The 25,970-nt window shown below is 68.9% G+C and carries 27 protein-coding genes; 14 read left to right on the top strand and 13 right to left on the bottom strand.

Annotated features, from left to right (window positions below; translation table 11 throughout):
* Window positions 1-4: 4 nt before the first annotated feature.
* Both HPO96_RS28905 and HPO96_RS28900 read left to right on the top strand, forming a co-directional pair.
* Window positions 5-1,882, top strand: a complete 1,878-nt coding sequence (locus HPO96_RS28905; RefSeq protein WP_171677526.1) for an elongation factor G — start codon at window positions 5-7, stop codon at window positions 1,880-1,882.
* A gap of 26 nt (window positions 1,883-1,908) precedes the next feature.
* On the top strand, window positions 1,909-2,358 hold the full coding sequence (locus HPO96_RS28900; protein WP_171677525.1) for a hypothetical protein: 450 nt from the start codon (window positions 1,909-1,911) through the stop codon (window positions 2,356-2,358).
* 49 nt (window positions 2,359-2,407) lie between these two features.
* Here HPO96_RS28900 and HPO96_RS28895 read toward each other — a convergent pair whose 3' ends face one another.
* Complete coding sequence (locus HPO96_RS28895) at window positions 2,408-2,830, bottom strand: hypothetical protein (RefSeq protein ID WP_171677524.1); 423 nt, start codon at window positions 2,828-2,830, stop codon at window positions 2,408-2,410.
* A 134-nt stretch (window positions 2,831-2,964) separates the two neighbouring features.
* Between HPO96_RS28895 and HPO96_RS28890 the strand changes: the two genes are divergently transcribed.
* Complete coding sequence (locus tag HPO96_RS28890) at window positions 2,965-3,453, top strand: DUF4265 domain-containing protein (RefSeq protein ID WP_171677523.1); 489 nt, start codon at window positions 2,965-2,967, stop codon at window positions 3,451-3,453.
* A gap of 26 nt (window positions 3,454-3,479) precedes the next feature.
* A complete protein-coding gene (locus tag HPO96_RS28885) occupies window positions 3,480-5,258 on the top strand; it encodes an ABC-F family ATP-binding cassette domain-containing protein (RefSeq protein WP_171677522.1) in 1,779 nt (592 codons plus the stop codon).
* 396 nt (window positions 5,259-5,654) lie between these two features.
* On the opposite strand, the gene HPO96_RS28880 is transcribed toward HPO96_RS28885, so the two are convergent.
* Window positions 5,655-6,152: a MarR family winged helix-turn-helix transcriptional regulator gene (locus HPO96_RS28880; protein ID WP_171677521.1), complete on the bottom strand. Its 498-nt coding sequence runs from the start codon at window positions 6,150-6,152 to the stop codon at window positions 5,655-5,657.
* 99 nt (window positions 6,153-6,251) lie between these two features.
* Here HPO96_RS28880 and HPO96_RS28875 point away from each other — a divergent pair, with 99 nt between their 5' ends.
* On the top strand, window positions 6,252-7,034 hold the full coding sequence (locus HPO96_RS28875) for a methyltransferase domain-containing protein (protein WP_171677520.1): 783 nt from the start codon (window positions 6,252-6,254) through the stop codon (window positions 7,032-7,034).
* The gene (locus HPO96_RS28870) at window positions 7,031-7,378 is read left to right on the top strand and encodes a VOC family protein (RefSeq protein ID WP_171677519.1); all 348 of its coding nucleotides are present in this window, start codon (window positions 7,031-7,033) and stop codon (window positions 7,376-7,378) included. Before HPO96_RS28875 ends, HPO96_RS28870 begins: the two co-directional genes overlap by 4 nt.
* 51 nt (window positions 7,379-7,429) lie before the next feature.
* Here HPO96_RS28870 and HPO96_RS28865 read toward each other — a convergent pair whose 3' ends face one another.
* From HPO96_RS28865 to HPO96_RS28835, 7 genes are all read right to left on the bottom strand, one after another.
* On the bottom strand, window positions 7,430-9,889 hold the full coding sequence (locus HPO96_RS28865) for an FtsX-like permease family protein (protein ID WP_171677518.1): 2,460 nt from the start codon (window positions 9,887-9,889) through the stop codon (window positions 7,430-7,432).
* Window position 9,890: 1 nt separating this feature from the next.
* Complete coding sequence (locus tag HPO96_RS28860) at window positions 9,891-10,670, bottom strand: ABC transporter ATP-binding protein (protein ID WP_171677517.1); 780 nt, start codon at window positions 10,668-10,670, stop codon at window positions 9,891-9,893.
* Between the two features lie 109 nt (window positions 10,671-10,779).
* Window positions 10,780-11,448, bottom strand: coding sequence for a response regulator (locus HPO96_RS28855; RefSeq protein WP_171677516.1), 669 nt, complete (start codon window positions 11,446-11,448; stop codon window positions 10,780-10,782).
* Window positions 11,445-12,629, bottom strand: coding sequence for a sensor histidine kinase (locus HPO96_RS28850; RefSeq protein WP_238355627.1), 1,185 nt, complete (start codon window positions 12,627-12,629; stop codon window positions 11,445-11,447). The genes HPO96_RS28855 and HPO96_RS28850 overlap by 4 nt, the downstream gene beginning before the upstream one ends.
* Window positions 12,630-12,713: 84 nt before the next feature.
* Window positions 12,714-13,355: a TetR family transcriptional regulator gene (locus tag HPO96_RS28845; protein WP_171677514.1), complete on the bottom strand. Its 642-nt coding sequence runs from the start codon at window positions 13,353-13,355 to the stop codon at window positions 12,714-12,716.
* A gap of 58 nt (window positions 13,356-13,413) precedes the next feature.
* Complete coding sequence (locus HPO96_RS28840) at window positions 13,414-14,415, bottom strand: acyl-CoA desaturase (protein WP_171677513.1); 1,002 nt, start codon at window positions 14,413-14,415, stop codon at window positions 13,414-13,416.
* A gap of 296 nt (window positions 14,416-14,711) precedes the next feature.
* On the bottom strand, window positions 14,712-15,149 hold the full coding sequence (locus tag HPO96_RS28835; RefSeq protein ID WP_171677512.1) for an HIT family protein: 438 nt from the start codon (window positions 15,147-15,149) through the stop codon (window positions 14,712-14,714).
* Between the two features lie 68 nt (window positions 15,150-15,217).
* Here HPO96_RS28835 and HPO96_RS28830 point away from each other — a divergent pair, with 68 nt between their 5' ends.
* Together HPO96_RS28830 and HPO96_RS28825 are read left to right on the top strand one after the other, a co-directional pair.
* Window positions 15,218-16,183, top strand: a complete 966-nt coding sequence (locus HPO96_RS28830) for a pyridoxal-phosphate dependent enzyme (RefSeq protein WP_171677511.1) — start codon at window positions 15,218-15,220, stop codon at window positions 16,181-16,183.
* Between the two features lie 8 nt (window positions 16,184-16,191).
* Complete coding sequence (locus tag HPO96_RS28825) at window positions 16,192-16,599, top strand: PH domain-containing protein (RefSeq protein ID WP_171677510.1); 408 nt, start codon at window positions 16,192-16,194, stop codon at window positions 16,597-16,599.
* Here HPO96_RS28825 and HPO96_RS28820 read toward each other — a convergent pair.
* A complete protein-coding gene (locus tag HPO96_RS28820) occupies window positions 16,596-16,973 on the bottom strand; it encodes a VOC family protein (protein WP_171677509.1) in 378 nt (125 codons plus the stop codon). The genes HPO96_RS28825 and HPO96_RS28820 overlap by 4 nt on opposite strands.
* Before the next feature lie 333 nt (window positions 16,974-17,306).
* Window positions 17,307-17,630: a VOC family protein gene (locus HPO96_RS28815; protein WP_171677508.1), complete on the bottom strand. Its 324-nt coding sequence runs from the start codon at window positions 17,628-17,630 to the stop codon at window positions 17,307-17,309.
* 91 nt (window positions 17,631-17,721) lie between these two features.
* On the opposite strand from HPO96_RS28815, the gene HPO96_RS28810 reads away from it, so the two are divergent.
* From HPO96_RS28810 to HPO96_RS28800, 3 genes are all read left to right on the top strand, one after another.
* The gene (locus tag HPO96_RS28810) at window positions 17,722-18,933 is read left to right on the top strand and encodes a hypothetical protein (RefSeq protein ID WP_171677507.1); all 1,212 of its coding nucleotides are present in this window, start codon (window positions 17,722-17,724) and stop codon (window positions 18,931-18,933) included.
* Between the two features lie 114 nt (window positions 18,934-19,047).
* Window positions 19,048-20,520, top strand: coding sequence for a bifunctional UDP-N-acetylglucosamine diphosphorylase/glucosamine-1-phosphate N-acetyltransferase GlmU (gene glmU, locus HPO96_RS28805; RefSeq protein ID WP_171677506.1), 1,473 nt, complete (start codon window positions 19,048-19,050; stop codon window positions 20,518-20,520).
* 13 nt (window positions 20,521-20,533) lie between these two features.
* Complete coding sequence (locus tag HPO96_RS28800; RefSeq protein ID WP_171677505.1) at window positions 20,534-21,514, top strand: ribose-phosphate diphosphokinase; 981 nt, start codon at window positions 20,534-20,536, stop codon at window positions 21,512-21,514.
* On the opposite strand, the gene HPO96_RS28795 is transcribed toward HPO96_RS28800, so the two are convergent.
* Window positions 21,486-22,160, bottom strand: coding sequence for a hypothetical protein (locus HPO96_RS28795; protein WP_171677504.1), 675 nt, complete (start codon window positions 22,158-22,160; stop codon window positions 21,486-21,488). The two genes, HPO96_RS28800 and HPO96_RS28795, sit on opposite strands and share 29 nt — an antisense overlap.
* 139 nt (window positions 22,161-22,299) lie before the next feature.
* Between HPO96_RS28795 and HPO96_RS28790 the strand changes: the two genes are divergently transcribed.
* From HPO96_RS28790 to HPO96_RS28780, 3 genes are read left to right on the top strand one after another with little or no spacing between them, the layout of a single operon-like run.
* Entirely contained in the window at window positions 22,300-24,048 is a 1,749-nt protein-coding gene (locus tag HPO96_RS28790) for a sensor histidine kinase (protein WP_171677503.1), read from the top strand.
* Window positions 24,036-24,668 carry a response regulator gene (locus HPO96_RS28785; RefSeq protein ID WP_171677502.1) on the top strand — a complete coding sequence of 211 codons (633 nt, stop codon included), beginning with the start codon at window positions 24,036-24,038 and terminating at the stop codon, window positions 24,666-24,668. The genes HPO96_RS28790 and HPO96_RS28785 overlap by 13 nt, the downstream gene beginning before the upstream one ends.
* A gap of 13 nt (window positions 24,669-24,681) precedes the next feature.
* Complete coding sequence (locus HPO96_RS28780) at window positions 24,682-25,443, top strand: DUF1932 domain-containing protein (RefSeq protein WP_171677501.1); 762 nt, start codon at window positions 24,682-24,684, stop codon at window positions 25,441-25,443.
* On the opposite strand, the gene HPO96_RS28775 is transcribed toward HPO96_RS28780, so the two are convergent.
* Window positions 25,440-25,925 (bottom strand): CAP domain-containing protein, encoded by a 486-nt coding sequence (locus HPO96_RS28775; RefSeq protein WP_171677500.1) that lies wholly within the window; start codon window positions 25,923-25,925, stop codon window positions 25,440-25,442. The genes HPO96_RS28780 and HPO96_RS28775 overlap by 4 nt on opposite strands.
* Between the last annotated feature and the right edge of the window lie 45 nt (window positions 25,926-25,970).

The raw sequence follows: 25,970 nt of genomic DNA, 5'->3' as shown, positions 1-25,970 counted from the left end.
GACGATGGGTATTGTCGCGCATGTCGACGCCGGTAAGACGAGCCTGACCGAGCGGCTGCTGTATGCCGCCGGGGTCATCGACCGGGTTGGTCGGGTCGATGACGGGAACACGCAGACCGACTCGATGGAGCTGGAGCGCCGGCGGGGGATCACGATCCGGTCGGCGGTGGTGGCGTTCGAGCTGGGGGATCTTTCGGTCAATCTGATCGATACGCCTGGGCATGCGGATTTCATTGCCGAGGTGGAGCGGGCGCTGTCGGTGCTGGACGGCGCTGTGTTGGTGCTGTCTGCTGTCGAGGGCGTGCAGGCACAGACTCGGTTGCTGATGCGGACGCTGCGTCGGCTGGGGATTCCGACGCTGATCTTCGTCAACAAGATCGACCGGGTGGGTGCGCGTGACGTGGGTCTACTCGCCGATATCGATCGGTTGCTGACGCCGAACGCCGTACCGATGGGGGTGGTAGCCGGCTTGGGCGCTCGGGCGGCCCGGTTTGTTGCCCGGCAACCCGAGCTGGGGGAGTTCCTTGCCGAGCGCAACGATGCGTTCCTGCAGCGGTATCTCGATGACGGGTTGGCGCCGGGGGATTATGTGGATGAGCTTCGGCGGCAGGTTGGCGCCGGGCTGGCGCATCCGGTGTACTTCGGCTCCGCGATGACCGGTATCGGCGTACCGGAGCTGATCGACGGTATCCGCACTTGGTTGCCGCGGCCAACCGCCGTAGCTGATCAGCCCTTACAGGCAAAGGTGTTCAAGGTCGAGCGGGTCGCCGCGGGGCAGAAGCTCGCCTCCGCGCGCATCTACGCCGGCAGGCTGACCGAGCGCTCGTACGTCGACGTTCACACCGCCGACCGTGCGTACCAGGCCCGCCCGTCGGGTATCGAGGTTTACGAACGCGGCGTCCGTCGTACGGCGTCCTGTGCGGAGGCCGGGCAGATCGTCGCGCTCCGCGGGCTGAAGGATGTTCGGATCGGCGATCAGCTCGGCGTACCGACGTCCGACGTGCCGGAGCTCTTCGCCCGGCCGACCCTGGAGACTGTCGTCACCGCGCGGGATCGCGGCCGGCTCTTCCAAGCCCTTACCCAGCTCGCTGAACAGGACCCGTTGATCCAGGTCCGCCGTGCTGATGACATCACCGTTCGGTTGTACGGCGAGGTTCAGAAGGAGGTGATCGCCTCCTTGCTCGACTCCGAGTACGGGCTGCACGCGGAGTTCAGCCCCACGACGCCCATCTACATCGAACACCTGAACGGCATTGGGGAATCCCGCCGAGAGATGGGTGCCCCCAGCAACCTCTGGGCGGCCGGCATCGGGTTCCGGGTCGCCCCGCACGACGAAGGTCTCGCGTACGAACTCGCCGTCGAACTCGGCGGTCTCCCGCGCGCCTTCCACACCGCCATCGAGGAAACCATCCGCCAAACCCTCCATCAGGGTCTCTACGGCTGGGAAATCCCCAACATCCACATCATCCTGACTCACACCGCCTACAGCAGCGTCGCCACCACCGCCGCCGACTTCCGCCGTCTGGTGCCCCCAGTCCTCCTGGAGGCCGTCAACCAAGCCGGCACCACAGTCCGCGAACCCATCAATCACTTCACCCTCGACATCCCACCCGAAACCCTCCCCCAAGTCCTCACCCTCCTCGCCGACCACCGAGCCACCCCCACCCACATCACCCCCACCCACCTCGAAGGCACCCTCCCCGCCGCCCACACCGCCCCCCTCGAAACCGCCCTCCCCGCCCAAACCCACGGCGAAGCCCTCCTCACCACCACCTTCCACACCCACCACCCCACCCGACCCCCCTACCCCACCACCCCCCGAACCGACGGCAACCCCCTCAACCCCGCCGAATACCAAACCCACCTGAACGGACTCCGATGACCTCCGGCGCCGCGGATCCTTGGGAAATGCTGGTGGGGTTCGCCCCGGCGGAGGACGTCGACCTGACGGACGAGCATGTTCGGTGGGCGATCTGTCAACGCGCGCTCGTGGAACCGTCGGCCCATCCGGCGCTGCGGCCGGCGCTTGTTGCTGAGCCAGATCAGAGCCTGGCGACGTCGACGGTCCTTGTGTTGTTCGAGCAGCTTCCACCTGGTGAGCGCGACTCGTGGATTGCCGTCGTCCCTTCAAGCGGGCGGGCATTCCTGACGCGCCGCTCCGCGGAGCTGGCGACGGCCGACGTCCATCGGACGGGGTCGCCGCCGGCTGATGTCTCCGGGTGGTCCGACTGGCTGCTCCGTCGAGTTGCGAGCACAAGCACCAGGGAGGAGACCCCGGTGAAGCTGGCCGCGGAGGCACGTACGCGACGTGCGCGAAACCTGGCCGCCGAGCGGTTGAAGGCGCTCCGCCGGCTGTGAAATGCGGCGGCGCCCGAAGTCTTGGGGACTTCGGGCGCCGGCGGGGTGGTTACTTCTTGGTGATGGTGAGGTGTTGGGGCTTGGTGACGAGGCCGGCGACGGCGATGCGGAACTGGTGCTTGCCGACGCGGGAGGTCTGGACGTAGACGGAGTAGGTGCCCTTCGAGGTGACCTTGGTGGTGGCCGGGAAGTTGACCCACTTCGTGCCCTCGAGGCGCTGGACCTGGACGACGGTGTTCTTCGCGATACCCGCGGTCTTGCCGAAGTAGCGGACCTTCGAGCCGGCCGGGACGATCCAGTCGGAGGCGTCGATCGTGACCGACTTCTTCACCGCCGCCGCGCTCGACGCGCTCTTGGTGGTCTCGGCGTTCGCGGACGCCGCCCCCACAACCCCCACCACCGCACCGGCCGCCAGCCCCAGCCCAGCCGCAACCGCGGTAACCCGGCGAACCACCTGAGAACGAACGCGCATCGTAACTTTCCCCTCTAGAACAAGGGCCCCCAGTGAGCCCGCCGCCCATAGAGACGCCAGCACCTCGAACTTAGTTGGATCACAGCCTGGTCACAAAGATGCCCACAGCAACAGGCCTGAGCTTGAATCAGCTGATGCGAGACCACCGCCCCACGACCTTCGTCGTCCATGACAACCCCGCACGGCGGGCCGACGCGAACTACGTCGCCCGCATCGACCTCGAGCGGTTCGGCTTCGAGGGTGAGGTCGAGCAGGTGTGGTTGCGGCGCCTCGACGGCGACCTCGCCGAGCTGTGCTGCATCCCGTTCGTCGCCTACGGCCTGGCGCTGAACGACGTCGTCCGCATCTCGCCGGACGGCTCACACGCGACCGATCTGGTCACGGCATCTGGTCACCGGGCGCTGCGAATTCTCATCGCACCGGAGCACGCTCCTGGCCCGTTGGAGGCAGTGCTCGCGGCCTCTGGGCTGGCTCACGAGTGGCGCGGGGGCCGGCACGTGGCGATCGACGTCCCACCGGAGGCTCAGCCCGCTGAGCTGGGGGAGTTCGTCGTGGGGGCAGCTGCGGCTGGGCACTTGCACTGGGAGTGGAGCCAGGTGGAGGCGTTCCATCCTGAGCAGTAGGGGTGGGAGGGTACGCTGGGGCGGTTATGGCTGCCTTGAATTTGGTGAATTTGGAAGGCGTGTCCAAGGGGTTCGGGACGCGGGTGTTGCTGGATTCGGTGAGCCTGGGGGTGGGGAAGGGCGACCGGGTCGGGGTGGTGGGGCGGAACGGCGACGGGAAGTCGACGTTGCTACAGGTGCTGGCTCGGCGGTTGGAGCCGGACGGGGGGCGGATCACGCATGTGCGGGATCTGCGGCTGGGGTATCTGGGGCAGGCCGACGAGCTCAATCCTGAGGAGACGGTGGAGTACGCCGTCCTGGGGGATGTCGAGACGTACACGTGGGCGGCGGATCCGCGGGCGCGGTCGGTGATGGAGCACTTGCTGGGTGGAGTCGACCACAGTGCCAAGGTGGGGACGCTGAGTGGTGGGGAGCGGCGCCGGGCGAGTCTGGCGAAGCTGCTGCTGACGGACGTCGATCTGCTGATCCTGGACGAGCCGACCAACCATCTGGACATCGAGGCGGTCAACTGGCTTGCCGCGCATGTGGTGGATCGGGCCGGGGCGCTGATCGTGGTGACCCACGACCGGTGGTTCCTGGACGCCGTGTGCACCGACACGTGGGAGGTGCAGAACGGGAACGTCACGTCGTACGACGGTGGGTACGCCGCCTACGTGCTCGCCAAGGCGGAGCGGTCGCGCTCGGCGCAGGTGAGTGAGGCCAAACGGCAGAACCTGTTGAAGAAGGAGCTGGCCTGGCTGCGGCGCGGTGCGCCCGCGCGGACGAGCAAGCCGAAGTTCCGGATCGACGCCGCCAACGCGCTGATCGAGAACGAGCCGGAGCCGCGCGACAAACTCGCGCTGTCCAAGCTCGCGACGGCCCGCCTCGGCAAGGACGTGTTCGACGCCGAGGACGTCAGCCTGAGCTTCGGCGCGCGGAAGATGCTCGACCATGTCACCTTCCGCCTCGGCCCGGCGGACCGGATCGGCCTGCTCGGCCCGAACGGCGCCGGTAAGACGACGTTCCTCAAGGTCCTCACCGGCCAGCTCCCGCCGGACGGCGGTCTGGTCAAACAGGGCAAGACGGTCCGCATCGCCAACCTGTCGCAGAACCTCGAGGAGATCGACGGTACGGCGACCGTCCTCGACCACATCACCGCGATCAAGCGGACGGCGGCGCTCGCCGGCAAAGGCGGTGAGCTCACGTCGTCCCAGCTGCTGGAGCGGTTCGGTTTCACCGGCGACCGGCTGACCACCCGCATCTCGGATCTGTCCGGTGGTGAGCGGCGCCGCCTGCAGCTGCTGCGCATCCTGCTCGACGAGCCGAACGTGCTGATCCTCGACGAGCCGACCAACGACCTGGACGTCGAGACCCTTACGGTCCTCGAAGACTTCCTGGACAGCTGGCCCGGCGTCGTCGTCACGGTCACCCACGACCGGTACTTCCTCGAGCGGGTCAGCGACATGGTCTACGCGATCATGGGCGACGCCCGCGTCCGGCACCTGCCGCGCGGCGTCGACCAGTACATCGAGGAGCTCGAGAGCGCCCCGAAGCGGACGGCGGAGCCCACGCAGCAGCCCCAGGCCGCGGCCGAGGCGCCGGTGGCCGACGCCGCCGCGGCCCGCGCGGCGAAGAAGGAGCTGAACCGGATCGAACGGCAGCTGCAGAAGCTGACCGAGTCCGAGGCGAAGCTGCACGACCAGATCGCGGCCAACGCGAGTAACTACGAACGCCTCGCCGAGCTGGACGCCGAACTGCGCAAACTCGGCGACGAACGCGGCGAGCTGGAAACCGCCTGGTTCGACGCCGCCGAACGCGCGGAATAACCATTCGAGAATGCGGATCTGATCAAATCCGCGGGGCCGTGATGGAGGCGGCGGCCCTCCGATCCCCTGTGATTCGGAGGGCTCGCCGCCCAGGGTGAGCGGGCCCCGTGCCGGTCGGCGTTGTTCGGGCCCCGAGCCCCGGACACCGCACGACCGCTTTCGGCGGACCACCTCTTGCCGCCGAAGTCACCGTGCAACTCTAACGTTTTGTAGTCGATCAACCACCGACAGTGATGACCCTAGTGGTCCCGATCACTCAGTGTCGATAGTGGTCCGCTACAACAGCCTCTCGATCTCGTTGCAACTAGCAACGATTCGGGAGATGCGAAGTGACGGCCGGGTATTTCGAAGAATTGCGGCGGATTTCTGCCCAACTAATGTGTATACAAAACCCGCTCAGTGTTTTTCGAGATCGAACGGGCGGACCAGCTCGCGCAGCACCTGTGCGATGTGCGACTGGTCCTGCTCGCTGATCGACCCCAGTAACGTCCGCTCGTGCGCCAGCAAATCGGCCATGGCCGCATCTACCGCATCCCGCCCGGCGTCGGTCAGCTGAACCAGGACGCCGCGCCGGTCTCCCGGATCGGGCAGGCGCTCGACCAGCCCGCGTGCGGTCAATCGATCGACCCGGTTCGTCATCGTCCCCGACGTCACCAGCGTCTCCTTCAGTAGCCGCCCGGGCGACAGCTGGTACGGCGATCCGGCCCGCCGCAGGGCCGCCAGGACGTCGAACTCCCAGGACTCCAGCCCGTGGGTCTCGAACGCCTGGCTGCGCGCCCGGTCCAGATGCCGGGCGAGCCGGCTGACCCGCGAGAGCACCTCCATCGGGGTCACATCGAGATCGGGCCGCTCCCGGCGCCAGGCCTCCAGCAGCCGATCGACCTCGTCTTCCATACCGCGAGCGTACGCCATCAAGACTCTTGACATCAAGAGACCTGAGAGCGTTCAATGTATCTTGACATCAAGATAAATCGCTGATGAGAGGTGCCGAGGATGCGCACGTCCCCCGTCTGGAGTCCCGAGCAGTACGGCACGTACGCCGATGAGCGCGGCCGCCCCTTCGCGGACCTGGTTCGCCAGATCCGCACCACCGACGTGACCACCGTCGTCGACCTCGGCTGTGGCCCCGGCGCCCTCACTGCGACTCTGCGCGAGGCCTGGCCGACGGCGTCCATCGTCGGTATCGACAGCTCCCCGCAGATGATCGAGGCCGCCCAGCCGTACGCCGACGATCACCTGAGCTTCGCGCTCGGCGACGTCCGGGAGTGGACGGCGCCCGCGGCGAGCCTCGACGTCATCGTCACCAACGCGACCCTGCAGTGGGTGCCCGAACAGCTCGACCTGCTCCCCGGCTTCGTCCAGGCGCTCCGCCCCGGCGGCACGCTCGCGATCCAGATCCCCGGTAACGGCAACGCCCCGTCGCACGCGATCCTCCGCGAGCTCGCGGCCAAGGAGCCGTACGCCGAGTTCGCCCGCGACACCTCGTTGCGCCCCGACGTGCCCGGCCCGGCCGACTACGTCGACGTCCTGAGTGCCGAAGGCTGCGTGGTGAATGCGTGGGAGACGACGTACATCCATGCCCTGCAAGGCGACAACGCCGTTCTGGAGTGGGTGAAGGGGACGGGCGCGCGGCCGGTTCTGCAGTCGCTGCCGGATGGTCTGCGGGCGGAGTTCGAGGCTGAGTACGGCGCCCGGCTGGCCGCGGCGTACCCGCAGCAGGATTACGGCACGCTGCTCCCGTTCCGCCGCATCTTCGCGGTTGCGCAGAAGCGATGAGACTCGACCACGTGCAGGTCTCCTGCCCGCCCGGCGGTGAGGATGTCGCCCGCGCGTTCTACCGCGACGCGCTCGGCATGATCGAACTCGAGAAACCCGAGCTGCTGAAACCGCGCGGCGGCTGCTGGTTCCGGCGCGGCAGCGCGGAGATCCACGTCGGCGTCGAGCAGGACTTCCGCCCGGCCCGCAAGGCCCATCCCGCGCTCGCGGTCGACGATCTGGACGCATTGGCAGCCAGACTCGAGAACCAGGGCTACCCGGTTGCCTGGGACAACGAAACGATCCCGGGCCGCCGGCGCTTTCACACCGCCGACGGCCACGGGAACCGGATCGAGATCGTCTGAAAACAGCGGCTCGCCCAGCCCCCTCAAGCCGGGCGAGCCGCTAGCTTCTGGTTACTCGGTCGCCAGCGCGCCGGCCGGGGCGACCTTGGCGGCCCGGCGGGCGGGCAGGACCGAGGCGAGCAGGCCGGCGACGATCGCGACGGCGGCGATGGCGATCAGCAACCCGATCGGCAGGGCGTACTCGACCGTGCCGTCCTTGGTCTGGCTGCCCATCAGCGCCGTCGTCCCGACCCAGCCGTAGATCAGGCCGAGCGCGATCCCGAGGCCGGCGGCGACCAGCGCCATCAGCACCGACTCGATCGCGAGCATGCTGCGCAGCTGGCGCCGGGTCAGACCCATTGCCCTGAGCAACGCGTTCTCCCGGGTCCGCTCCAGCACCGACAGGCTGAGCGTGTTGCCGACGCCGACCAGCGCGATCAGCACCGAGACGCCGAGCAGCCCGATCCCGACGGCCAGCAGGACGTCGAAGATCTTCGTGTACGCCGTCCGCTTGGCCAGCCCGCCGCTGATCTCCAGGTTCTGCACCGACGGCATCGACTGGCTGAGCGCGTCGATCACCTTGGCGCCGTCGGCGTTCGGATCGGCGGCCAGCCAGTAGCTGCCGATCGGCGCGTTCGGGGCCAGCTTGGCCAGGTCGGTCGTCGTCAGGTTGAACGGCTCCAGGCCGAGCCCGAGTTTGAGTGTCGCGGTGAGCTTGTTCTGCCCGGAGACGATCGTGACCGGATCGCCTTCCTTGAGTTTCAGCATGTACAGCGTGTTGTTGTCGACGAGCGCCGTACCGGGCTTCAGATCCGCGACCAGCTGCGAGTTGTGAATGATCGAGCCGGCCGTGGCTGGGTCGATCCCGACGACCGGGAACTGGTTCTCGCCCGCCTTCACCAGCACCTTCTTGACCGGGACGACGTGTGTGATGCCCTTGATCTCCTTGAGCTGCTGCTCGGCGCTGGCCGGCAGCTTCTCGTCGTACGTCGTCGCGGTCAGGTCGACCGGGTACTGCGCGTCCATCGAGACGTCGAACGTCTTCTGCACCGAGGCGATGCCGACGCAGGTCAGGCTGATCAGCGTCACGCCGATGAGCAGCGCGGCGGTGGTGGCCGCCGTCCGCTTCGGGTTCCGGACGGCGTTCGCGACGGCGATCCGGGACGGGACGCCGGTCTTGGCCGGCAAGACGCCGAGCACCCGGATCAGCGCCGGGACCAGCAGTGAGCCGATCGCCAGGACACCGAGGAACGAGATCACGCCACCGGCGACGCCGAAGATCACGCTGTGCTGTGCGGCCGAGCCGGCCAGCAGGGCGCCGCCGCCGGCGAGCAGCAGGAACCCGAAGACCAGCCGAACGATCCCGCGCTTGGACGCCGCCGCAGGCGCGGCCTCGGGCCGAAGTGCGGCCAGCGGCGCGACCTTGGTCGCCCGGCGAGCCGGTACGACGGCCGCGACGATCGTGGCCACGGTGCCGAGCAGCAGCGGGACGAAGATCGACGTCAGGCCGAGGTGCAGCGAGACCGGCGGGATACCCCAGTCGAACTCGCGGGACAGGGCGAGCGCCAGCGCGGACAGTGCGACCCCGAAGACCACACCGATCGCGGAGGCGACGACGCCGACCACGGTCGCCTCGGCGAGCACCGAGCTGAAGACCTGTCGCTTGGAGGCGCCGACGCAGCGCAGCAGCGCCATCTCCCGGGTGCGCTGGGCGATCACGATCGTGAAGGTGTTGCTGATCACCAGGCAGGCGACGAAGAGCGCGATCACCGCGAACATCCCGAACACGCCGCCGAGGACGTCGATGCCGTTGGTGTAGTCCTTCACCTCCGCCGCGATCTTGTCCGCGCCCGTCATGGCGGTGAAGCTGGAGCCGACCGCGGCCTGGACGGCCGCCGTCAGGCTCTGCGGGTCGGTGCCGGACTTGCCGGCGATCGCGATCCCGCTGATCCAGCCGTTCTTCTCGAAGATGTTGAGCGCGGCCGGGGTCGCGACCGCGGCCCCGAGCCCGAAGGCGCTCTTGTCGTCGATCAGACCGACGACCTTCACAGTCCAGGACTTCTTCTCGTACGACGTGATCCGCAGCGTCTGGCCGACCGCGACGTTGTGCTTGGCGGCCAGCTTGTTCGGTAGCGCGATCTCATCGGTTGCGGTCGGCAACCGCCCGGACGTCGTCCCGGGCGTGGCGATCTGGGTGGTCTGGTAGAGCGCGTCGATCGCCAGGTTGACCGGCCGGACCAGGCCCGGGAAAGTCGCCTGCAGGTAGGCGGTCGACTTCGGCACGACCTCGGCCACCTGCGGGAGCGCCTTCACCTTGGCCGCCAGGGCCGGGGTGATCGTGTCGCTCCGGCTTTCGACGAAGGTGTCGACACCCTTGTACTGGACGCCGATCGTCTCGTCGATCCCGTGCGACGCGGAGGCGTGCGCGGTCATCGCCAGGGCGCCGAAACCGACGCCCAGCACGATCGCCAGACAGGCGGCGATCAAGCGGCCCAGGTGGGCGCGCAGCGAGGAGAGCAATGAACGACGCACGTCACGCCCCCAGCCGGCGCAGGGCGTCGAGGACGGTCTCCGGCTTCGGGTCGCGCAGCTCGCCGGCGAGCTTGCCGTCGGCAAGCATCACGACGCGATCGGCGTACGACGCGGCCAGCGGGTCGTGGGTGACCATGACGACCGTCTGGCCGAACTCGCGGACGCTGCGCCGCAGGAAGCCGAGCACCTCGGCGCCGGAGCGCGAGTCGAGGTTACCGGTCGGCTCGTCGGCGAAGACGACCTCCGGCCGCCCGACCAGGGCGCGAGCGACGGCGACGCGCTGCTGCTGACCGCCGGACAGCTCCGACGGCCGGTGCGTGAGGCGGTCCTGCAGACCGAGGACGTCGACCAGCGTCGCGAGCCACTGCTCGTCAGGTTTGCGGTTGCCCAGCTCGAGCGGGAGCAGGATGTTGTCCTTGGCGGACAGCATCGGCAACAAGTTGAACGACTGGAAGACGAAACCGACGCGGTCCCGGCGGATCCTGGTCAGCGCGGCGTCCGGCAGCTGGGTCAGCTCGGTCTCGCCGAGCAGGACCTGGCCGCTGGTCGGGGTGTCGAGGCCGGCCAGGCAGTGCATCAGCGTCGACTTGCCCGAGCCCGAGGGGCCCATGATCGCGGTGAAGTTGCCGACGGCGAAGTCGACCGACACGCCGTCCAGCGCGGCCACGGCGGTGTCGCCCTGGCCGTAGACCTTACGCAGCTCGTGCGCGCGGATCGCCGTACGCGGCATCCCGTCCTGCGGCAGCCGCCCCACCGCAAGTCCACCGGTCTGCAAACTCATGTCACTCCTCGGATCATCGACAGGCCCGCCCTGTCATGCTCCTCAAGGTAGTGAACGCGGTGCGCCGGTACGTCGTCCCACGGAACGTATTCCGTGTAGTACCTGGGTATTACTTGGTCGGGCGGACCAGCCCGGTCTCGTACCCGAGAACGACCAGGGCAACCCGGTCGCGGAGACCGGTTTTGGCCAGGATACGGCCGATATGCGTCTTGACCGTTGCCTCGGACAACGTGAACAGCTTGGCGATCTCGGCGTTCGACAGGCCGCGCGCGACCTCGACCAGCACCTCGCGCTCGCGAGCCGTCAGGTCGGCCAGGTCGGGGCGCTCGACCTCGGAGTCCGGGAGGGCGCCCGCGAAGTGCTCGAGCAGCCGCTTCGTCGTACTGGGGGAGACGACGGCGTCGCCGGAGTACACCTGGCGGATCGCCGACAGCAGATCGGCCGGCGGGGTGTTCTTGAGCAGGAACCCGGCCGCGCCGGCCTTGATCGCGGCGAACGCGTACTCGTCCAGGTCGAAGGTGGTCAGCACGATCACCTTCGGGGCCTGCGGCAACGACTGGAGCTGCTGGGTGGCCTGGACGCCGTCCAGTCGGGGCATCCGGACATCCATCAGCACGACGTCGCATGCCGTCACCGAGATCTTCTCGACCGCCTCGCCGCCGTCCCCGGCCTGCCCGACCACCCGCATGTCGGGCTGCGAGTCCACCAGCATGGTGAACCCGGCCCGGACCAGCTCCTGGTCGTCCACCAGGAACACCCGGATGTTCTCGTCACTCACTGCTGGCCTCCGGTGGGCAGGTTGTACGGCAGTTTGGCGATCACCTCGTAACCGCCGCCCGCCTTCGGTCCGGCGCTCACCGTACCGCCTGACACGGATGCGCGTTGATGCATCCCCACCAGGCCGTGCCCGGGCTCGGTACTCGGGGCGACGCCGCCGCCGCGGCCGTCGTCGGTGACCACCACGGTCAGCATCTCGCGACCGAAGTCCAGCGCGACGGAGGTGCGCGCTCCCGGCCCGGCGTGTTTCAGCGTGTTGGTCAGACCCTCCTGCACGATCCGGTACGCCGTCAGCCCGAGCAGCGCCGGGAGGTCGCGCGGCCGGCCGGTGACCGAGTAGTCGACCGACAGGCCGGCTTCGCGGACGTTCTCGATCAGCTCGGGCAGGCTGGAGACGCCCGGCTGCGGGCGCGGCTGGTTCGGGTCGAGCTCGCGCTGCTCGTCGGCCTTGAGCAGGCCGAGCATCTTGCGCATCTCGGTCAGGCTCGCGCGACCGGTGTCGCCGATCGTGGCCAGGGCCTTCTTCGCGGCCTCGGGGGACTGATCGGCGGCGTACAGGCCGCCGTCGGCCTGGACGATCATGATGGAGAGTCCGTGCGCGACGACGTCGTGGATCTCGCGGGCGATCCGGGTGCGCTCGGCCGAGACGGCGAGTTTGGACTCGCGGTCGCGGTCGCGTTCGAGCTGGGCGGCGCGGGCTTCGAGCTGGGCGACGTACAGGCCCCTCGTCCGGCGGCGTTCGCCGAAGGCCCAGACGCCGAGGACGACGGCGCCGAGCGCGACCATCATCGTCACCTGCTGGCGCCAGTCGGAGTTCGACCAGTAGCGCGAGGTGGCCATCAGGACGCCGAGGCCGCCGACGCCGAGCGCGATCCGGCTGTAGCGGACGTCGCCGTACACGGAGATCGTGTAGAGGGCGATCAGCAGGCCGACGTTCCCGGGGAACAGGTCGATGCCGACCAGCCATTGCAGGACGGCGACCGCGGAGACGCCGAAGAAGACCAGCTCGGGGTACGAGCGTCGCCACCACAGCGGGCCGAGCATCGCGAACGCGAGCACACCGCCGTACCCGGCCTGGGCGATGCTCAGGAAGCCGAGCGTCATGCACAAAGCGCCCGCGAGCAGCAGGTCGAACGCCTTACTGCGGGCAGGCAAAGGCTGCGCGGTCATGAACCCCGTCATAGCGGCCAGCGTACGGCGGCGCGCCCGCCCGCGGGTCATGCCTGAGGCTGATGTCGTCGTACGACTGGGGGAGGGCGCGGTCCGCTACTTGTGGGGACGGGTCGAGAGGGTCGGCTTCAGCTCCAGGCCGGACAGGCCGTTCCAGGCGAGGTTGACCAGGTGGGCGGCGACGTCCTGTTTGCGGGGTCGGCGGGCGTCGAGCCACCACTGGCCGGTGAGCGCGACCATGCCGACCAGCATCTGGGCGTACATCGGGGCGTTCTTCGGGTCCAGGCCGCGGCGTTTGAAGTTCTCCGCGAGGATGTGCTCGACCCTGGTGCCGACATCGCTCAGGATCGAGATGAACGAACCTGTCGCGGAGCCGACCGGCGAATCCCGGACGAGGATCCGGAAGCCGTCGGAGTTGTTCTCGATGTAGTCGAGCAGCGCGAGCGCCGCCTGCTCGACCAGCTCGTGCGCCCGGCCCGCGGTGAGCGACTGGGTCACGCCGTCCAGGAGCGCGCGGACCTCGCGGTCCACGACGACGGCGTACAGGCCCTCTTTACCGCCGAAGTGTTCGTAGACGACCGGTTTGGAGACCTCGGCGCGGTTGGCGATCTCCTCGACCGACGTCGCTTCGTACCCGCGCTGCGCGAACAGGCCGCGGGCGATCACGATCAGCTGCTCGCGACGCTCGGCACTGGTCATCCGGATCCGGCCGGATCGCCGCGGTTTGGGGTCCGTCACGTCGAGATCACGTCTGCATCATGCCGCATTCCGGTGCCGCGGGGTGGGAGTTTTACGGTCAGGCCGCCTTCAGGGTGCGGCGCGAGTCGTCCTGGCGCCGGGCTTCGAGCCGCTCCTTGACCGGCCAGCGGACGTCGCTCACCCAGCCCATCTTCTCGAAGAACCAGATCGTCCGGGCGGAGGTGTCGAGCTGCCCCTTGAGGACGCCGTGCCGCGCGCAGGTCGGGTCGGAGTGGTGCAGGTTGTGCCACGACTCGCCCTGGCTCAGGATCGCCAGCCACCAGACGTTGCCCGACTTGTCCCGGCTCTTGAACGGCCGGTCGCCGATCGTGTGACAGATCGAGTTGATCGACCAGGTCACGTGGTGCAGCAGCGCGATCCGGACCAGGCTCGCCCAGAAGAACGCCGTCAGCGCGCCCTGCCACGACCACGACCACAACCCGCCGATCACGGCCGGCAGCAGCAGCGAGATCGTCACCAGCACCGGGAACAGCCGCGACACCTTGACGATGTCCTTGTCCTTCAGCAGATCCGGCGCGTACTGCCGCTGCGGCGTCTGCTCGGTGTCGAACAGCCACCCGACATGCGCGTGGAAGAACCCCTTGGTCAGCGCGCCCAGCGTGTTCCCGTACTTCCACGGGCTGTGCGGGTCGCCGTCCCGGTCGGAGAACTTGTGATGCTTGCGGTGATCGGCCACCCAGCGAATCACCGGCCCCTCGATCGCCAGCGACCCGGCGATCGCGAGCGCGTACTTCGTCGCCCGGTTCGGCTTGAACGACTTGTGCGTGAACAACCGGTGGAAACCGATCGAGATCCCGTGCCCCGCGATCGTGTAGAACACGACCGCGATCACCACGTCCCGCCACCCCAGGAACCCGCCCCACGCGATCGGCACCGCCGCCAGCACCGCCAGGAACGGAATCCCGATGAACAGCGCCAGCGCGACCTGCTCCCACACCTGCTTCTGCTCACCCCCGAGCGTCCCGGTGTGCACGTCGAGCTCGTCAACCTGCCCAGCGCGCTCAGGCGCCTCCGGCGCGGCAACAGGGGGTGGCGTCATGTCTGTATCCCTCGGGTGGAGGACGGCTTACCTACGCCACCGTAACCTACGACACCGTAGGTAAGGAACCCCTCAGGCGTGTCATCCACCCCACTCATGGCAAGATGTCCCGGCAACCACCACGATCCCCCGTGGGGTAATCGGCAGCCCGCGAGACTTTGAATCTCGAAGACCTGGATCGAAACCAGGCGGGGGAGCAACAAGAACCCCCAGGTCAGAGCGTTCCTGACCTAGGGGTTCTGCCATGTTCCGACCTGTTCTGCCAACGCAGTGCAGCGTGCCGACCTTCCCGATGGTCAAAGGGGAGAGTGTTTGGCGAGGTAGTTGCGGAGTTTGGTGGAGAGGGGGAGGAGGTTGTACAGGTTGTCGTGGGGGTAGCGGGGGAAGACGTGGACGTGGTGGTGCCAGGCGTCCTGGTAGCCGGCGGGTTCGTTGTGCTGGCGAGTCGAGGTGCCGGCGCAGTTGTAGGTGTGCCGGATGGCGATGGCTACGGCGCGGACGACGTCGTGGACGGCGTGACCGGCCTCGGGCGGGAGGTCGTAAAGGTTCTCGTGGTGGGCGGTGGGAACGACGAGGACGTGGCCCGGGTTGTTCGGCCACCAGCGAGAGGCGACGAACGCGAGTGCGCCGTCCGTCCGTAGGACGATGTCTTGCTGGGAGGTGACGTCGTCCTCCTCGCCTGCGATCAGCCTGCAGAAGGGACAGTCGTAGTCCGCCGGAGCGTGGTTGAACATGCGGTCAGGCGAGCTTGTTGGCTGATAGCTGGTCGGAGACGGAATTTGGTTCGACTTCGTAGTAGCGCATGGGATGTCCTTGGGTCATGACGCGGCTCGATCTGGACAGGATCTGTGCGGCTCGGCCGCTCATCAACCCGGTTTTTCTTGGGACGCCGTTCTCTATGTGCGAGCCGCTTGGAGAGCGGCTTGGGTGTGAGGTTGGGGTGAAGCTCGAGACCGCTAACCCGGTCAGGAGTTTCAAGGGGCGGGGGACTGAGCTGGTGGTCGAGGGGTTGGCCGGGGCGTCGGTTGTTTGTGCGAGTGCGGGCAATTTGGGGCAGGCGCTTGCGTGGTCGGGTGGACGGCGGGGGCTTGGGGTGACCGTGGTGGCCTCGCGGTTCGCGACGCCGGCGAAGCTGGAGCGGATCCGCGCGCTCGGGGCTCGGCTGGAGCTGGTCGACGGTGATCACGAGCTGGCCCGGGAGCGGGCGGCGGCGATTGCGGCGTCCGACGGGATCCGTCTGCTCGAGGACAGCCTCGACCTCGAGACGTGCGAAGGCGCCGCGACGATCGGGCTCGAGCTGGTCGAATCCGGCATCCCGTTCGACGTCGTCCTGATCGCGCTCGGCGGCGGCGCGATGGCAACCGGCGTCGGCCAGGTCCTCAAGGAGCTCGCGCCCGGCGTCGAGGTCGTGTGCGTCCAGCCGGCCGGCGCCCCCGCGCTCACGTTGTCGTGGCGCGAACGCCGGCTCATCACGACCGAGACGATCGAAACGATCGCGGACGGCGTGGCCGGCCGACGTCCGATCCCCGAGGTGCTGGCGGACCTGCTGGTGATCGCGGACGACGCCGTCCTCGTCCGAGAGGAGTCGATCGTCGCGGGCATGCGATTGTTGTTCGAGCAGGCGGGCCTGATCGTCGAGCCCTCGGCGGCGCTCGGCGTCGCCGCCGTCCTCGAGGACCCCGACCGCTTCGCCGGACGCCGAGTCGCCACCATCATCTGCGGCAGCAACGTCGACCTGACAGCCCACCGCCGCTGGGTTTCCCCATAAAATCAACCATGGACGAGCAGTCATGGGGCAACAACCGCTGGACGCGCGGTCTCTTCGCGCTCGTCTGGCTGGGGTTGGTCGTTACTGTGCTGTTCTTCGGGGAGCCAGCGACGGACTGGTTGTTCCTCCTGCCGCTGACGCTGGTGATCGTGCTTGCCGCCCGTCACGACGTCCGCATCACCCCGGATGAGCTGATCGTCCGCTACCCGATCGGCGGCTACCGGATCCCGCGCGCCGACGTCCTCTCCGCGCGCTTCAACTACTTCGGCCTGGTGATCCAGCTCCGGTCCGGCGCGACAGCGTTCGCCTTCGCCACGCCCAAACTCACCTCAGCCGAACTCAGCTCCGGCGGCCAGCCCGAGCCAGGCGGCGCCGCCTACGAAATAACCCGCTGGGCCGAACGCCACACCGCCTAACCAGGCACCCAACACAAACAAAACGGATGCCCCGCCGGATCGGCGTACACCTGCACTCCCCGCGCAGCCCCCGGATCGGCACCCTTCAACTGCCGAGCACCAAGAGCCAGCGCCCGCTCGTGCGCCTCGGCATGCGCGGCGCCGGCCTCGAAGTAGAAGTCGAGATGGATCTGTTGCGGCGCCCCGTCCGGCCACTCCGGCGGGACGTGGTCCGGAGCATGCTGGACGCCGAGCGCCCAGCCGCCGTCCACCCAGATCGCGTGCCACCGGTCGGACCACTTCTCCACCGTCCCACCCAGGAACCCGGCCCAGAACGCGCTCTCGGCCTCGATGTCCGCAGCGTCGAACACGATCATCCGGTGCTTGATCTCCATACCCGCCAGTCTGCGCCACACCACCGACAATGGTGGGGTGGAGATCGTGGCGGAGAACGACCGGTTCAAGGTGGAGTTGGACAGGTCGGGGTTTCTTGCTTGAGGTGATGGGTTGGGGGCCGGCGGCAGCGGTGAGCCTGTCGAACTGCTCGTGATGCCGGTTCTGTGGTTACTCAGTTGGTTTGTGCACCTCGTCTTCTTTCTGGGTGGTTGGACCTTGTACGTCTGGGAAGTCGGCGACGACGGCAAGGTCGTCCGCAAGGTGCGTTACCGCCGGAAGAAGCACGCCCGGGCGGACGCCGGCCGCGTTCTGAACGAGGCGCTCGCCGGCGCTTAGCCGATGATGCAGAAGTGGGTGCCGTCGGGGGCTTGGAGGACGGTGAAGTCGGGGTTGGTGGGGTAGGTCCAGGGGGCGCGGGTGGCGCCTAGGGCCAGGAGGCGGGCGGTTTCGGTGTGGGCGGTGGAGCCTGGGGTGGGCCAGAGGTCTAGGTGGGTTTGGTCGGTGGTGTCCAGGTGGAGGCGGGTGGTGGGGGCGGTGGGTGGGGGGAGGAGGAAGTCGGGGTTGGTGGGGGAGGGGGTGTAGGCGAGGGCTTGTTGCCAGAAGGTGGCGGCTTGGGGGGTGGTGTTGAGGACGACGGCGCCGAGGGTGAGAGGCATGTGGGCTCCTGGGGTGGGTGGGGTTTCAGTGTCGCGGGCGGCGCCGACAGGTTGCGGTTACCTGGGTGGGGGGTGGGTCGTTGGGAAGGGCATGAAGGCGGTCGGGTGGTTGGCGGTGGGGGCTTTGCTGGCCGGCGGTCTGGTGGTGGGCAGTGGGGGTGGTGAGGCTCGGGTTTGGCCGGTGGGGATGGAGGTGGCCGGGCCGCGGAGTGGGGATGGTCAGGTTGATCCGCTGGTGGCGGATGCGGTGGACGTCGCGCTGGCGCGGCAGGCGGTTGCGGTGCGGCGCGGTGACGGGAGTGGATTCGTCGCCCAGGTCGCACCGGCGGTGAAGGCACGCCAGCTGCGCGTCTTGCAGAATCTGCGCGCCCTGAAAGCACAGGTCGGGTTCCGGCGCCGGGAGGCGTGGGTGGATCCGGGGGCCGTGCAACGGTACGGCGCCGGCGCGGTCACCTTCCGCATCAGCTTGCGGTACGCCGTGACCGACCTGCGGCCCGCTGCGACCGACCTGGGCTACACGTACGTCGTCCGGGCCGGAAAGGCCGAGCTGGTCGACGTGACCCGGCTGGACGGCGTCCTGCGCAGCAATCGGCAGCCATGGGATGTGGCCGACCTCGAAGTGGTCGAAAAGGACGGCGTCGTCGTGCTGGTCGATCGGGGGCAGCGGGCGAAGGGGGAGCGGCTGGCGGCGGTTACTGCGCGGGCGGCGGTGGTTGTGCGGCGGCTGTGGCCCGGGCCGCTGCAGGAGATCCCGCTGGTGGTGGCGGTGGCCGATCCCGGCGTACTGACCGATCTGCCCGCGACGCTACCGGGGAGCGAGCCGGTGCGGATCCACCCGATGCACAGCCCGGCGGACGACGGCCGCCCGGTCGGCGGGTGGGCTGTGGTGACCGGTGAGCCGACGCTGCCCGAGCTGGTGCACGGGCTGACGCATCTGACGCCGGTCAAAATGGGGGACGAGGCGCCGCGCTGGCTCGCCGAGGGGCTGGCGGCGTACGCGGCGAACCTGGTCCGCCCGCCCGCGGCGGTAGCCGCCGAGCGGGCCGAGGTGGCGCGGCAGGTCAAGGGGCGGATCGAGCGGCTGCCGCGGGACGACGAGTTCACGACCACGGAGAGTTACCGGACCAGCTGGCTCGCGGTGGACCTGATGGCCCGGGGCGTCGGAGTGGGATCGGTCACGCGGTTCTACCTCCAGGTGGCCCGCCGCGGGTACAACGAGTACGCCCGGAACCGCATGATGCAGGCGTACGCCGGGCTCACGGCCGACGATCTGGTCGCCAACCTGCGCGGTCCGGCCGCCTGAAAGGCCGAGTACGGGATCCCCGGGGTGAGCAAGTAGGCTTGCGCGGGCACTGTTTCGGGTGCCTGTGCAGATACTTGTTCCAGAAACTCGCAGGGAACTCGAGGAGAAGACCGCGTGACTTCCCATCGGCCCGCCGCCGTCGTGATCATGGCCGCCGGGCTCGGAACCCGGATGAAATCAGCGACCCCGAAGGTGCTGCACGAGATCGGCGGGCGCAGTCTCGTCGGGCACGCCGTGGTGACGGCGCGGGTGCTCGCCCCCGAGCACCTCGTGGTGGTCGTCGGGAACGGCCGTGAGCTGGTCGAGGCGCACCTGCAGGCGCTCGACCCGGACGTGAAGACCGCCGTCCAGGAGCAGCAGCTGGGCACCGGGGACGCCGTGCGCGCCGGGCTGACCGCCGTGCCGGCCGAGTTCGAGGGCTCCGTGGTGGTGACGTCGGGCGACGTCCCGCTGCTGCAGTCCGAGACGCTGGCCGAGCTGGTCGCCGAGCATGACAAGCAGGGCAACGCCGTCACCGTGCTGACCGCGCGGGTGGCCGACCCGACCGGCTACGGCCGGATCGTCCCGGGCGCCGACGGCACGGTCGCCGCGATCGTCGAGCACAAGGACGCGACGCCCGAGCAGCGGCAGATCGACGAGATCAACGCCGGGATCTACGTCTTCGACGCGGCCACGCTGCGTGACGGTCTGAGTCGGCTGACCACCGACAACGCGCAGGGCGAGCTGTACCTGACCGACGTGCTGTCGATCGCCCGTAACGACGGCAAGCGGGTCGGCGCGTACGTGACCGAGGACGCCATGCAGACCGAGGGCGTGAACGACCGCGTCCAGCTTGCCGCGCTGCGCGCCGAGCTGAACCGCCGAACGCTCGACAAGCTGATGCGCGCCGGCGTCACGATCGTCGACCCGAACACCACCTGGGTGGACAGCACCGTCGTCCTCGCCCAGGACGTCACCCTGCTGCCGAACACGCAGCTGCACGGCGCGACCACGGCCGGCAGCGGCACCACGATCGGCCCGGACACCACGCTCACCGACGTCGAGATCGGCGCGAACGCGACGATCATCCGCGCGCACGGCTCGAGCTCGGTGCTCGGCGACGGCGCGAGCGTCGGCCCGTTCGCCTACCTGCGGCCGGGCACCAAGGTCGGTGTGAAGGGCAAGATCGGCACCTTCGTCGAGACCAAGAACACCTCGATCGGCGACGGCGCCAAGGTGCCGCACCTGACGTACGCCGGGGACGCGACGATCGGCGAGGGCGCGAATATCGGCGCCGGCACGATCTTCGCCAACTACGACGGCCAGAAGAAGTACCCGACCGTGATCGGCAAGCACTCGTTCATCGGGAGCAACTCGGTCATCGTCGCTCCCCGCACGGTCGCGGACGGCGCCTACCTGGCCGCCGGCACCGCGCTGACCGAGGACGTCGAACCGGGTGAGATCGCGGTCGCCCGGGGCCGGCAGCGCAACATCAAGGGCTGGGTCGAGCGCAAACGCGCCGGCACCAAGACGGCTCAGGCCGCCGCAGATGCGCTCGCCGAGGGTGCGAACGCGGCGACGCCGGGCGACACTGGCGAGAAGGCGTAACGGGAGGCCGGTCATGAGCGGGATGAAGCGAACCACCGAGAAGAACCTGATGGTGTTCTCCGGCCGAGCCCATCCCGGGCTGGCCGAGGAGGTCGCCGAGCAGCTGGGCTCCGGCCTGGTGCCGACCTCGGCGTACGACTTCGCCAACGGCGAGATCTACGTTCGCTTCGAGGAGTCGGTCCGGGGCAGCGACGCGTTCGTGATCCAGAGCCACACCTCGCCGATCAACGAGTGGATCATGGAGCAGCTGATCATGGTCGACGCGCTGAAGCGCGCGTCGGCCAAGCGGATCACGGTCGTGCTCCCGTTCTACGGGTACGCCCGGCAGGACAAGAAGCACCGCGGCCGGGAGCCGATCTCGGCTCGCCTGATGGCCGACCTGTTCAAGACCGCGGGCGCGAACCGGCTGATCTGCGTGGATCTGCACACCTCGCAGATCCAGGGTTTCTTCGACGGCCCGGTGGACCACCTGATGGCGCTGCCGATCCTGTCCGACTACGTCCGCGACAACTACGGCGACCAGCAGCTGGCCGTGGTCTCGCCGGACGCCGGCCGGATCAAGGTCGCCGAGCAGTGGTCGGCCCGGCTGAACAACGCGCCGCTGGCCTTCATCCACAAGACCCGGGACATCGACCGGCCGAACGAGACCGTCGCGAACCGCGTCGTCGGTGAGGTCAAGGGCCGGGTCTGCATCCTGGTCGACGACATGATCGACACCGCCGGCACCATCACCAAGGCCGCCGACGCCCTGTACGCCGACGGCGCGGCCGGCGTCGTGATCGCCGCGACGCACGCCATCCTCTCCGGCCCGGCGGTCGACCGCCTGAAGAACTGCCAGGCCAGCGAGGTGATCGTCACCAACACGCTGCCGATCTCCGCCGAGCGCCGCTTCGACAAGCTGACCGAGCTCTCGATCGCCCCGCTGATCAGCCGGGCGATCCGCGAGGTCTTCGAGGACGGCTCGGTCACCAGCCTGTTCGAGGGTCGCGCCTAGCCCCCCGCCAGGCGTAGTACGCGGTGCCGAGGCTCGCCGCCGTCATCGGGACGGCGGTGAGCAGGCCGATCAGGCCGTTCCCGGGGACGAGGAACGTCGCGACCACGGTCAGCCACAGCAGCGGGATCCAGCGCGGGACGGCGTTCGAGCGCCACAGCCCGACGACCTGGAGCACCGTGCCCAGGGCGACCAGGAGCGCGCCGGGGATCATCACGCCGAAGATGTGCGCCGAGTCGGCGTTGATCCGGTCCAGCACCGACGGGTCGACGCCGTCCGCGGTGGCGAAGTAGTACGCCGCTGCCCAGCCCGCGCCGCCGACGGCGTACAGAGCGGTGCCGATCCACAGGACGACGCCGCCCGCGGTGGCCCAGCCGGCGCCCCGGTTGCGGACGAGCAGGACTGTCAGCAGCGCCTGGGCTGGGACGTTGATGACCAGGTTGATGGCCAGTGCGGTGAGTAGTCCCCACCAGAGCGCGCGCTGCGGCTGGATGTCGGCGTACGTGTAGGTCTCACCGCCGCCGGACGCTTCTGGCCACAGCAAGCCGCCGGGGAGTGCCAGCAGGGCGGTGATGCTCAGGGCGAGTGCGACGAACCCGACGCGCCGCCGGGTGGTCGAGTCGCGGCGGATGAGCGTTTCGGTGGACATGACGGGCACCTCCGAGATCAGAAACAGGATGTGTTCAGAGAACCGCTGAGAAGTGGCCGGACACATCGGAGCGAGCGCGGAGAAGGATCTCCGTGTTGGCTCGGAGTCCTGACGGAAGATTCGGACTTACTCTGACGGAATGGGGTGGGCAGCCGGTCTGGCCGTGATCGGTACGGCGATTGCCGTACTGGGCCTCGTGGTGTGGCGGAAGGTGCCGCGCAACGTGGTCGGCCTGCTGCTGGTCTGGGTCGGGGCGGTCGTGGTGTTTGTTGCCGCTCGGGACGTGTTTCTGCCGTCCAATCAGTTCTTCGAGGAGGGCGCCTGGTGGCTGGTGGTCGCCGTTGCGCTGCTCTTACTGTTCTTCCCGGACGGACGGCTGCCGAGCCCGCGCTGGCGGGCGGTGGCGGTGCTGTTGGTGGTCTGCTGCCTGGTGCAGCAGACGGTCAGCGTTCCGCTGCTCCGGGAGCCGGCGTTCGGGCTGATGCTTGTTCTGGTGCTGGTGGCGGCGTTCTCGCTGGTTGTCCGGTTCCGGCGCGCAGGTGGGCGGGAGCGGGCGCAGCTGAAGTGGCTGGCGCTGGCCGGGCTGGCGGTCGCGGTCTACCCGATTGTCTGCCTGGTGGAGATTCTGATCACCGGTGAGTCCGGTGTGGTGGCTACGGGGTTCGGAATCGCCACACTGATCGGGCTGCCGGCTTCGGTCGCCGTCGCGATGCTGCGGCACGATCTGTACGACGTGGACCGGATCGTCGCGGACAGCGTCACGTACGCGATCGTCGTCGTCGCACTGCTCGGCACGTATGCCGGGATCGCCCTCACGCTTGGGCTCTTTCTGGGTAAGGAGTCCGCACCGGCCGCGGCGATCGCGACTGCGGTCTGTGCGCTGGTGCTGAGCCCACTGCGGACTCGGCTGCAACGACTGGTCGACCGGCGGCTCTATCCGCCGCGCCGGGCCGCGCTGGCCGCGATCGAAGACCTGCAGCGGCGCATCCACACCGAGCAGGCCCAGCCGGAGGAGCTGGAGCTGTCGCTGCGGACGGCGTTGCGTGATCCGACGCTGCGGGTCGGGCTCCTGGTGCCGGGTGCCTCGGGCTTCGTGGATGCGGCCGGCGTACCGGTCGGTGCGGACGGCGGCGTACCGGTGTTGCTGGGCGGAGTGCAGATCGGACTGCTAGCTGGAGCCAGTGGACCGGCGGTGTTGAAGGCAGTGGCGACCGGTGCGGCGAGTCTGGTCGAGGTGAGTCGGCTGCGAGCCGAGGTGGCATCGGCCTTGCGTGATGTCGCGGCCAGCCGGTCCCGGCTGGTTCAGGCGGGTGATCGGGAGCGGCGTCGACTGGAACGCGATCTGCACGACGGCGCACAGCAACGGCTGGTGTCGCTCGGCATGGCGCTTCGGCTGGCGCAGCGGCACCTGGACGACGGCAGCGTCGATGTGAACGGTCTCCTCGACCAGGCGGTGGCTGAGCTGTCCACTGCGATTGCCGAACTGCGGCAGATCGCGCATGGGCTTCGGCCGACGAGTCTGGACGACGGCCTGCACGCGGCGCTCGCAGCGATCACCCGGTCGCTGCCGATCCCGGTGCGGTTGGACATCGGGCCGGATGAGCTCCCGGACGAGCTGGCGATCACTGCGTACTTCGTCGCGGCTGAGGCGGTCACCAACGCCGCGAAGTACGCGCATGCGAGCTCGATCGCGGTCCGGGTGGAGCAGGCGGCTGAGGACGTCCGTATCCGGGTGGAGGACGACGGTTGTGGCGGCGCGACGCCGCGGCCGGGGTCAGGGCTGAGCGGGCTGGCCGACCGGGTCGCTGCGATCGGCGGCTCGTTGTCGATGCACAGCCCGGCCGGGCGCGGTACGACGATCGAGGTGGTGCTGCCGTGCGGATCGTGATCGGTGAGGACTCGGCGTTGTTCCGGGAAGGGCTGGCCCGGCTACTGGTCGACGCCGGCCACGAGGTGGTCGGTCGGGCCGCCGACGCGGTCAGCCTGCTCACAGTCGTCGCGGAGACCGAGCCGGATCTCGCAGTCATCGACATCCGGATGCCACCGGATCAGACCGACGACGGTGCCCGCGCAGCGCGGACGCTGCGGACGAGTCACCCGGCGATGGGGATCGTCCTGCTCTCGCAGCACGTCGAAACCCGGCATTCGCTCGAGCTGGTGAGCACCGGCGGCTTCGGCTACCTGCTGAAGGACCGAGTGCTCGACGTCGATCAGTTCCTCGATGCGCTGACCAGAGTCGCCGCCGGCGGGTCCGCACTGGATCCGGAGGTGGTCGGGCGGCTGCTCGGGCGTCCGGAGCGGTTCGGCGCACTGACGCCGCGGGAATGGGAGGTGCTCGGGCTGATGGCGGAAGGATGTACGAACGTCGGCATCAGCCGTCGGTTGTGGCTGAACGAGCGCACGGTCGAGACGCACGTCGGCAGCATCATGGCCAAGCTCGGCCTGGTCTCGAACGCCGAGGACCACCGCCGCGTCCTGGCGGTCCTGGCGTATCTCGGCCAGAAATGATCTGCTCGGGGACATGCGAATCGCTGTCTTCCACCCTGGTGCCATGGGATCGCGACTGGCTGCGGAGCTGGTCGCCGCCGGTCACACGGTGAGCTGGGTGCCGGAAGGACGCAGTCCGGCCTCGGTCGAGCGAGCCGCGGCCGCCGGGCTGCTCGGAGTCGCGTTCGACGACGCGGTCGGTACGGCGGACGTCGTCCTGGCCTCGTGCGCGCCGCAGGGCGCGGTGGATATCGCTCGGCAGGTCGGCGCGGCCGGATTCACCGGCCTGTACGTCGAGGCGAACCCGCTGTCGCCGGAGTCGCTACAGCGCGCGGAGGACGCCGTACCGGAGGCGACGTTTGTGGACGCCGGTGTGGTCGGTCCGCCGCCGACTGGTGGTCAGAGCCCGACGCATCTGATGCTGTCTGGTGCCGCGGCTGCCGACGTCGCTGCGCTGTGGCAGGGGACCGCGGTGACGCCGATGGTGGTTGGAGCGGCGCCGGGCGCAGCTAGTGCGGCCAAGTCGGCGTACGCGCTCTACAACAAGGGCAAAGCCGCGCTGGCCGTGCTGGCGTTCCAACTGGCCGAGAAGCATGGCGTCACCGAGGCGCTCACCGCACAGACGATCCGCGGGGACGCCGGGTCGCTGCAGGACCCGGCGTTGCCGGAGCGGCTGCGGGCGGTCGCCTGGCGCTGGGGGCCGGAGTTCGACGAGTTGGCGGCGACGCTGGACGACGCAGGGCTCGAGGGCGACGCCGCCCGAGCCCTGCGCCAGGTGTGGACCAAGCTGACCTAGACGGTGCCGAAGTTCTGCACCCAGTAGTGGCCGTAGGCGGTGCCGCTGCGGTAGGCGTAGCCGACGCCGATCGAGCGGTAGCTGCAGTTGAGGATGTTGGCGCGGTGGCCGGACGAGTTCATCCAACCGGCCACTACCTGTGCCGGTGTGCTGTAGCCGGCGGCGATGTTCTCGGCCATCCCGCTGTTGCTCGGATATCCCGCCTGGCGCATCCGGTCGAACGGGCTGCGTCCGTCCTGGCTGGTATGGCTGAAGTAGTTCCGGTTGGCCATGTCGGCGGCGTGGCCCTGGGCGGCGTTGTCGAGCGCGCCGTGCCGGTTCAGCGCCGGACAGCCGACGCGCGCTCGTTCGGCGTTCGTCCGCGACACGACCTCGGACCGGAAGTCCTGCGGGGTCATCGTGGCGGACGCCGTACCGGTAAATGGAAACGTTGCAGTGAACAGCCCGGCGATGGCCAGGCCTACTCGGACACGTGTTTGCATGGTGCACTCCTCGTCGGTAAGGGGGCGGTCAAACCAGACGGTGCA

It is taken from the genome of Kribbella sandramycini (assembly GCF_013131805.1).
Lineage (GTDB): Bacteria > Actinomycetota > Actinomycetes > Propionibacteriales > Kribbellaceae > Kribbella > Kribbella sandramycini.
This window is presented reverse-complemented; position numbering and strand designations above follow the sequence as displayed.

Coding starts and splice junctions, on each gene's coding strand:
- HPO96_RS28795 (WP_171677504.1), bottom strand. CDS start 22,160: ATGTCCACCGAAACGCTCATCCGCCGCGACTCGACCACCCGGCGGCGC.
- HPO96_RS28885 (WP_171677522.1), top strand. CDS start 3,480: ATGGCTGCCTTGAATTTGGTGAATTTGGAAGGCGTGTCCAAGGGGTTC.
- HPO96_RS28835 (WP_171677512.1), bottom strand. CDS start 15,149: ATGTTCAACCACGCTCCGGCGGACTACGACTGTCCCTTCTGCAGGCTG.
- HPO96_RS28790 (WP_171677503.1), top strand. CDS start 22,300: ATGGGGTGGGCAGCCGGTCTGGCCGTGATCGGTACGGCGATTGCCGTA.
- HPO96_RS28900 (WP_171677525.1), top strand. CDS start 1,909: ATGCTGGTGGGGTTCGCCCCGGCGGAGGACGTCGACCTGACGGACGAG.
- HPO96_RS28810 (WP_171677507.1), top strand. CDS start 17,722: ATGAAGGCGGTCGGGTGGTTGGCGGTGGGGGCTTTGCTGGCCGGCGGT.
- HPO96_RS28895 (WP_171677524.1), bottom strand. CDS start 2,830: ATGCGCGTTCGTTCTCAGGTGGTTCGCCGGGTTACCGCGGTTGCGGCT.
- HPO96_RS28840 (WP_171677513.1), bottom strand. CDS start 14,415: ATGACGCCACCCCCTGTTGCCGCGCCGGAGGCGCCTGAGCGCGCTGGG.
- HPO96_RS28860 (WP_171677517.1), bottom strand. CDS start 10,670: ATGAGTTTGCAGACCGGTGGACTTGCGGTGGGGCGGCTGCCGCAGGAC.
- HPO96_RS28850 (WP_238355627.1), bottom strand. CDS start 12,629: ATGACGGGGTTCATGACCGCGCAGCCTTTGCCTGCCCGCAGTAAGGCG.
- HPO96_RS28890 (WP_171677523.1), top strand. CDS start 2,965: ATGCGAGACCACCGCCCCACGACCTTCGTCGTCCATGACAACCCCGCA.
- HPO96_RS28880 (WP_171677521.1), bottom strand. CDS start 6,152: ATGGAAGACGAGGTCGATCGGCTGCTGGAGGCCTGGCGCCGGGAGCGG.
- HPO96_RS28780 (WP_171677501.1), top strand. CDS start 24,682: ATGCGAATCGCTGTCTTCCACCCTGGTGCCATGGGATCGCGACTGGCT.
- HPO96_RS28905 (WP_171677526.1), top strand. CDS start 5: ATGGGTATTGTCGCGCATGTCGACGCCGGTAAGACGAGCCTGACCGAG.
- HPO96_RS28830 (WP_171677511.1), top strand. CDS start 15,218: ATGGGATGTCCTTGGGTCATGACGCGGCTCGATCTGGACAGGATCTGT.
- HPO96_RS28875 (WP_171677520.1), top strand. CDS start 6,252: ATGCGCACGTCCCCCGTCTGGAGTCCCGAGCAGTACGGCACGTACGCC.
- HPO96_RS28815 (WP_171677508.1), bottom strand. CDS start 17,630: ATGCCTCTCACCCTCGGCGCCGTCGTCCTCAACACCACCCCCCAAGCC.
- HPO96_RS28800 (WP_171677505.1), top strand. CDS start 20,534: ATGAGCGGGATGAAGCGAACCACCGAGAAGAACCTGATGGTGTTCTCC.
- HPO96_RS28775 (WP_171677500.1), bottom strand. CDS start 25,925: ATGCAAACACGTGTCCGAGTAGGCCTGGCCATCGCCGGGCTGTTCACT.
- HPO96_RS28870 (WP_171677519.1), top strand. CDS start 7,031: ATGAGACTCGACCACGTGCAGGTCTCCTGCCCGCCCGGCGGTGAGGAT.
- HPO96_RS28820 (WP_171677509.1), bottom strand. CDS start 16,973: ATGGAGATCAAGCACCGGATGATCGTGTTCGACGCTGCGGACATCGAG.
- HPO96_RS28825 (WP_171677510.1), top strand. CDS start 16,192: ATGGACGAGCAGTCATGGGGCAACAACCGCTGGACGCGCGGTCTCTTC.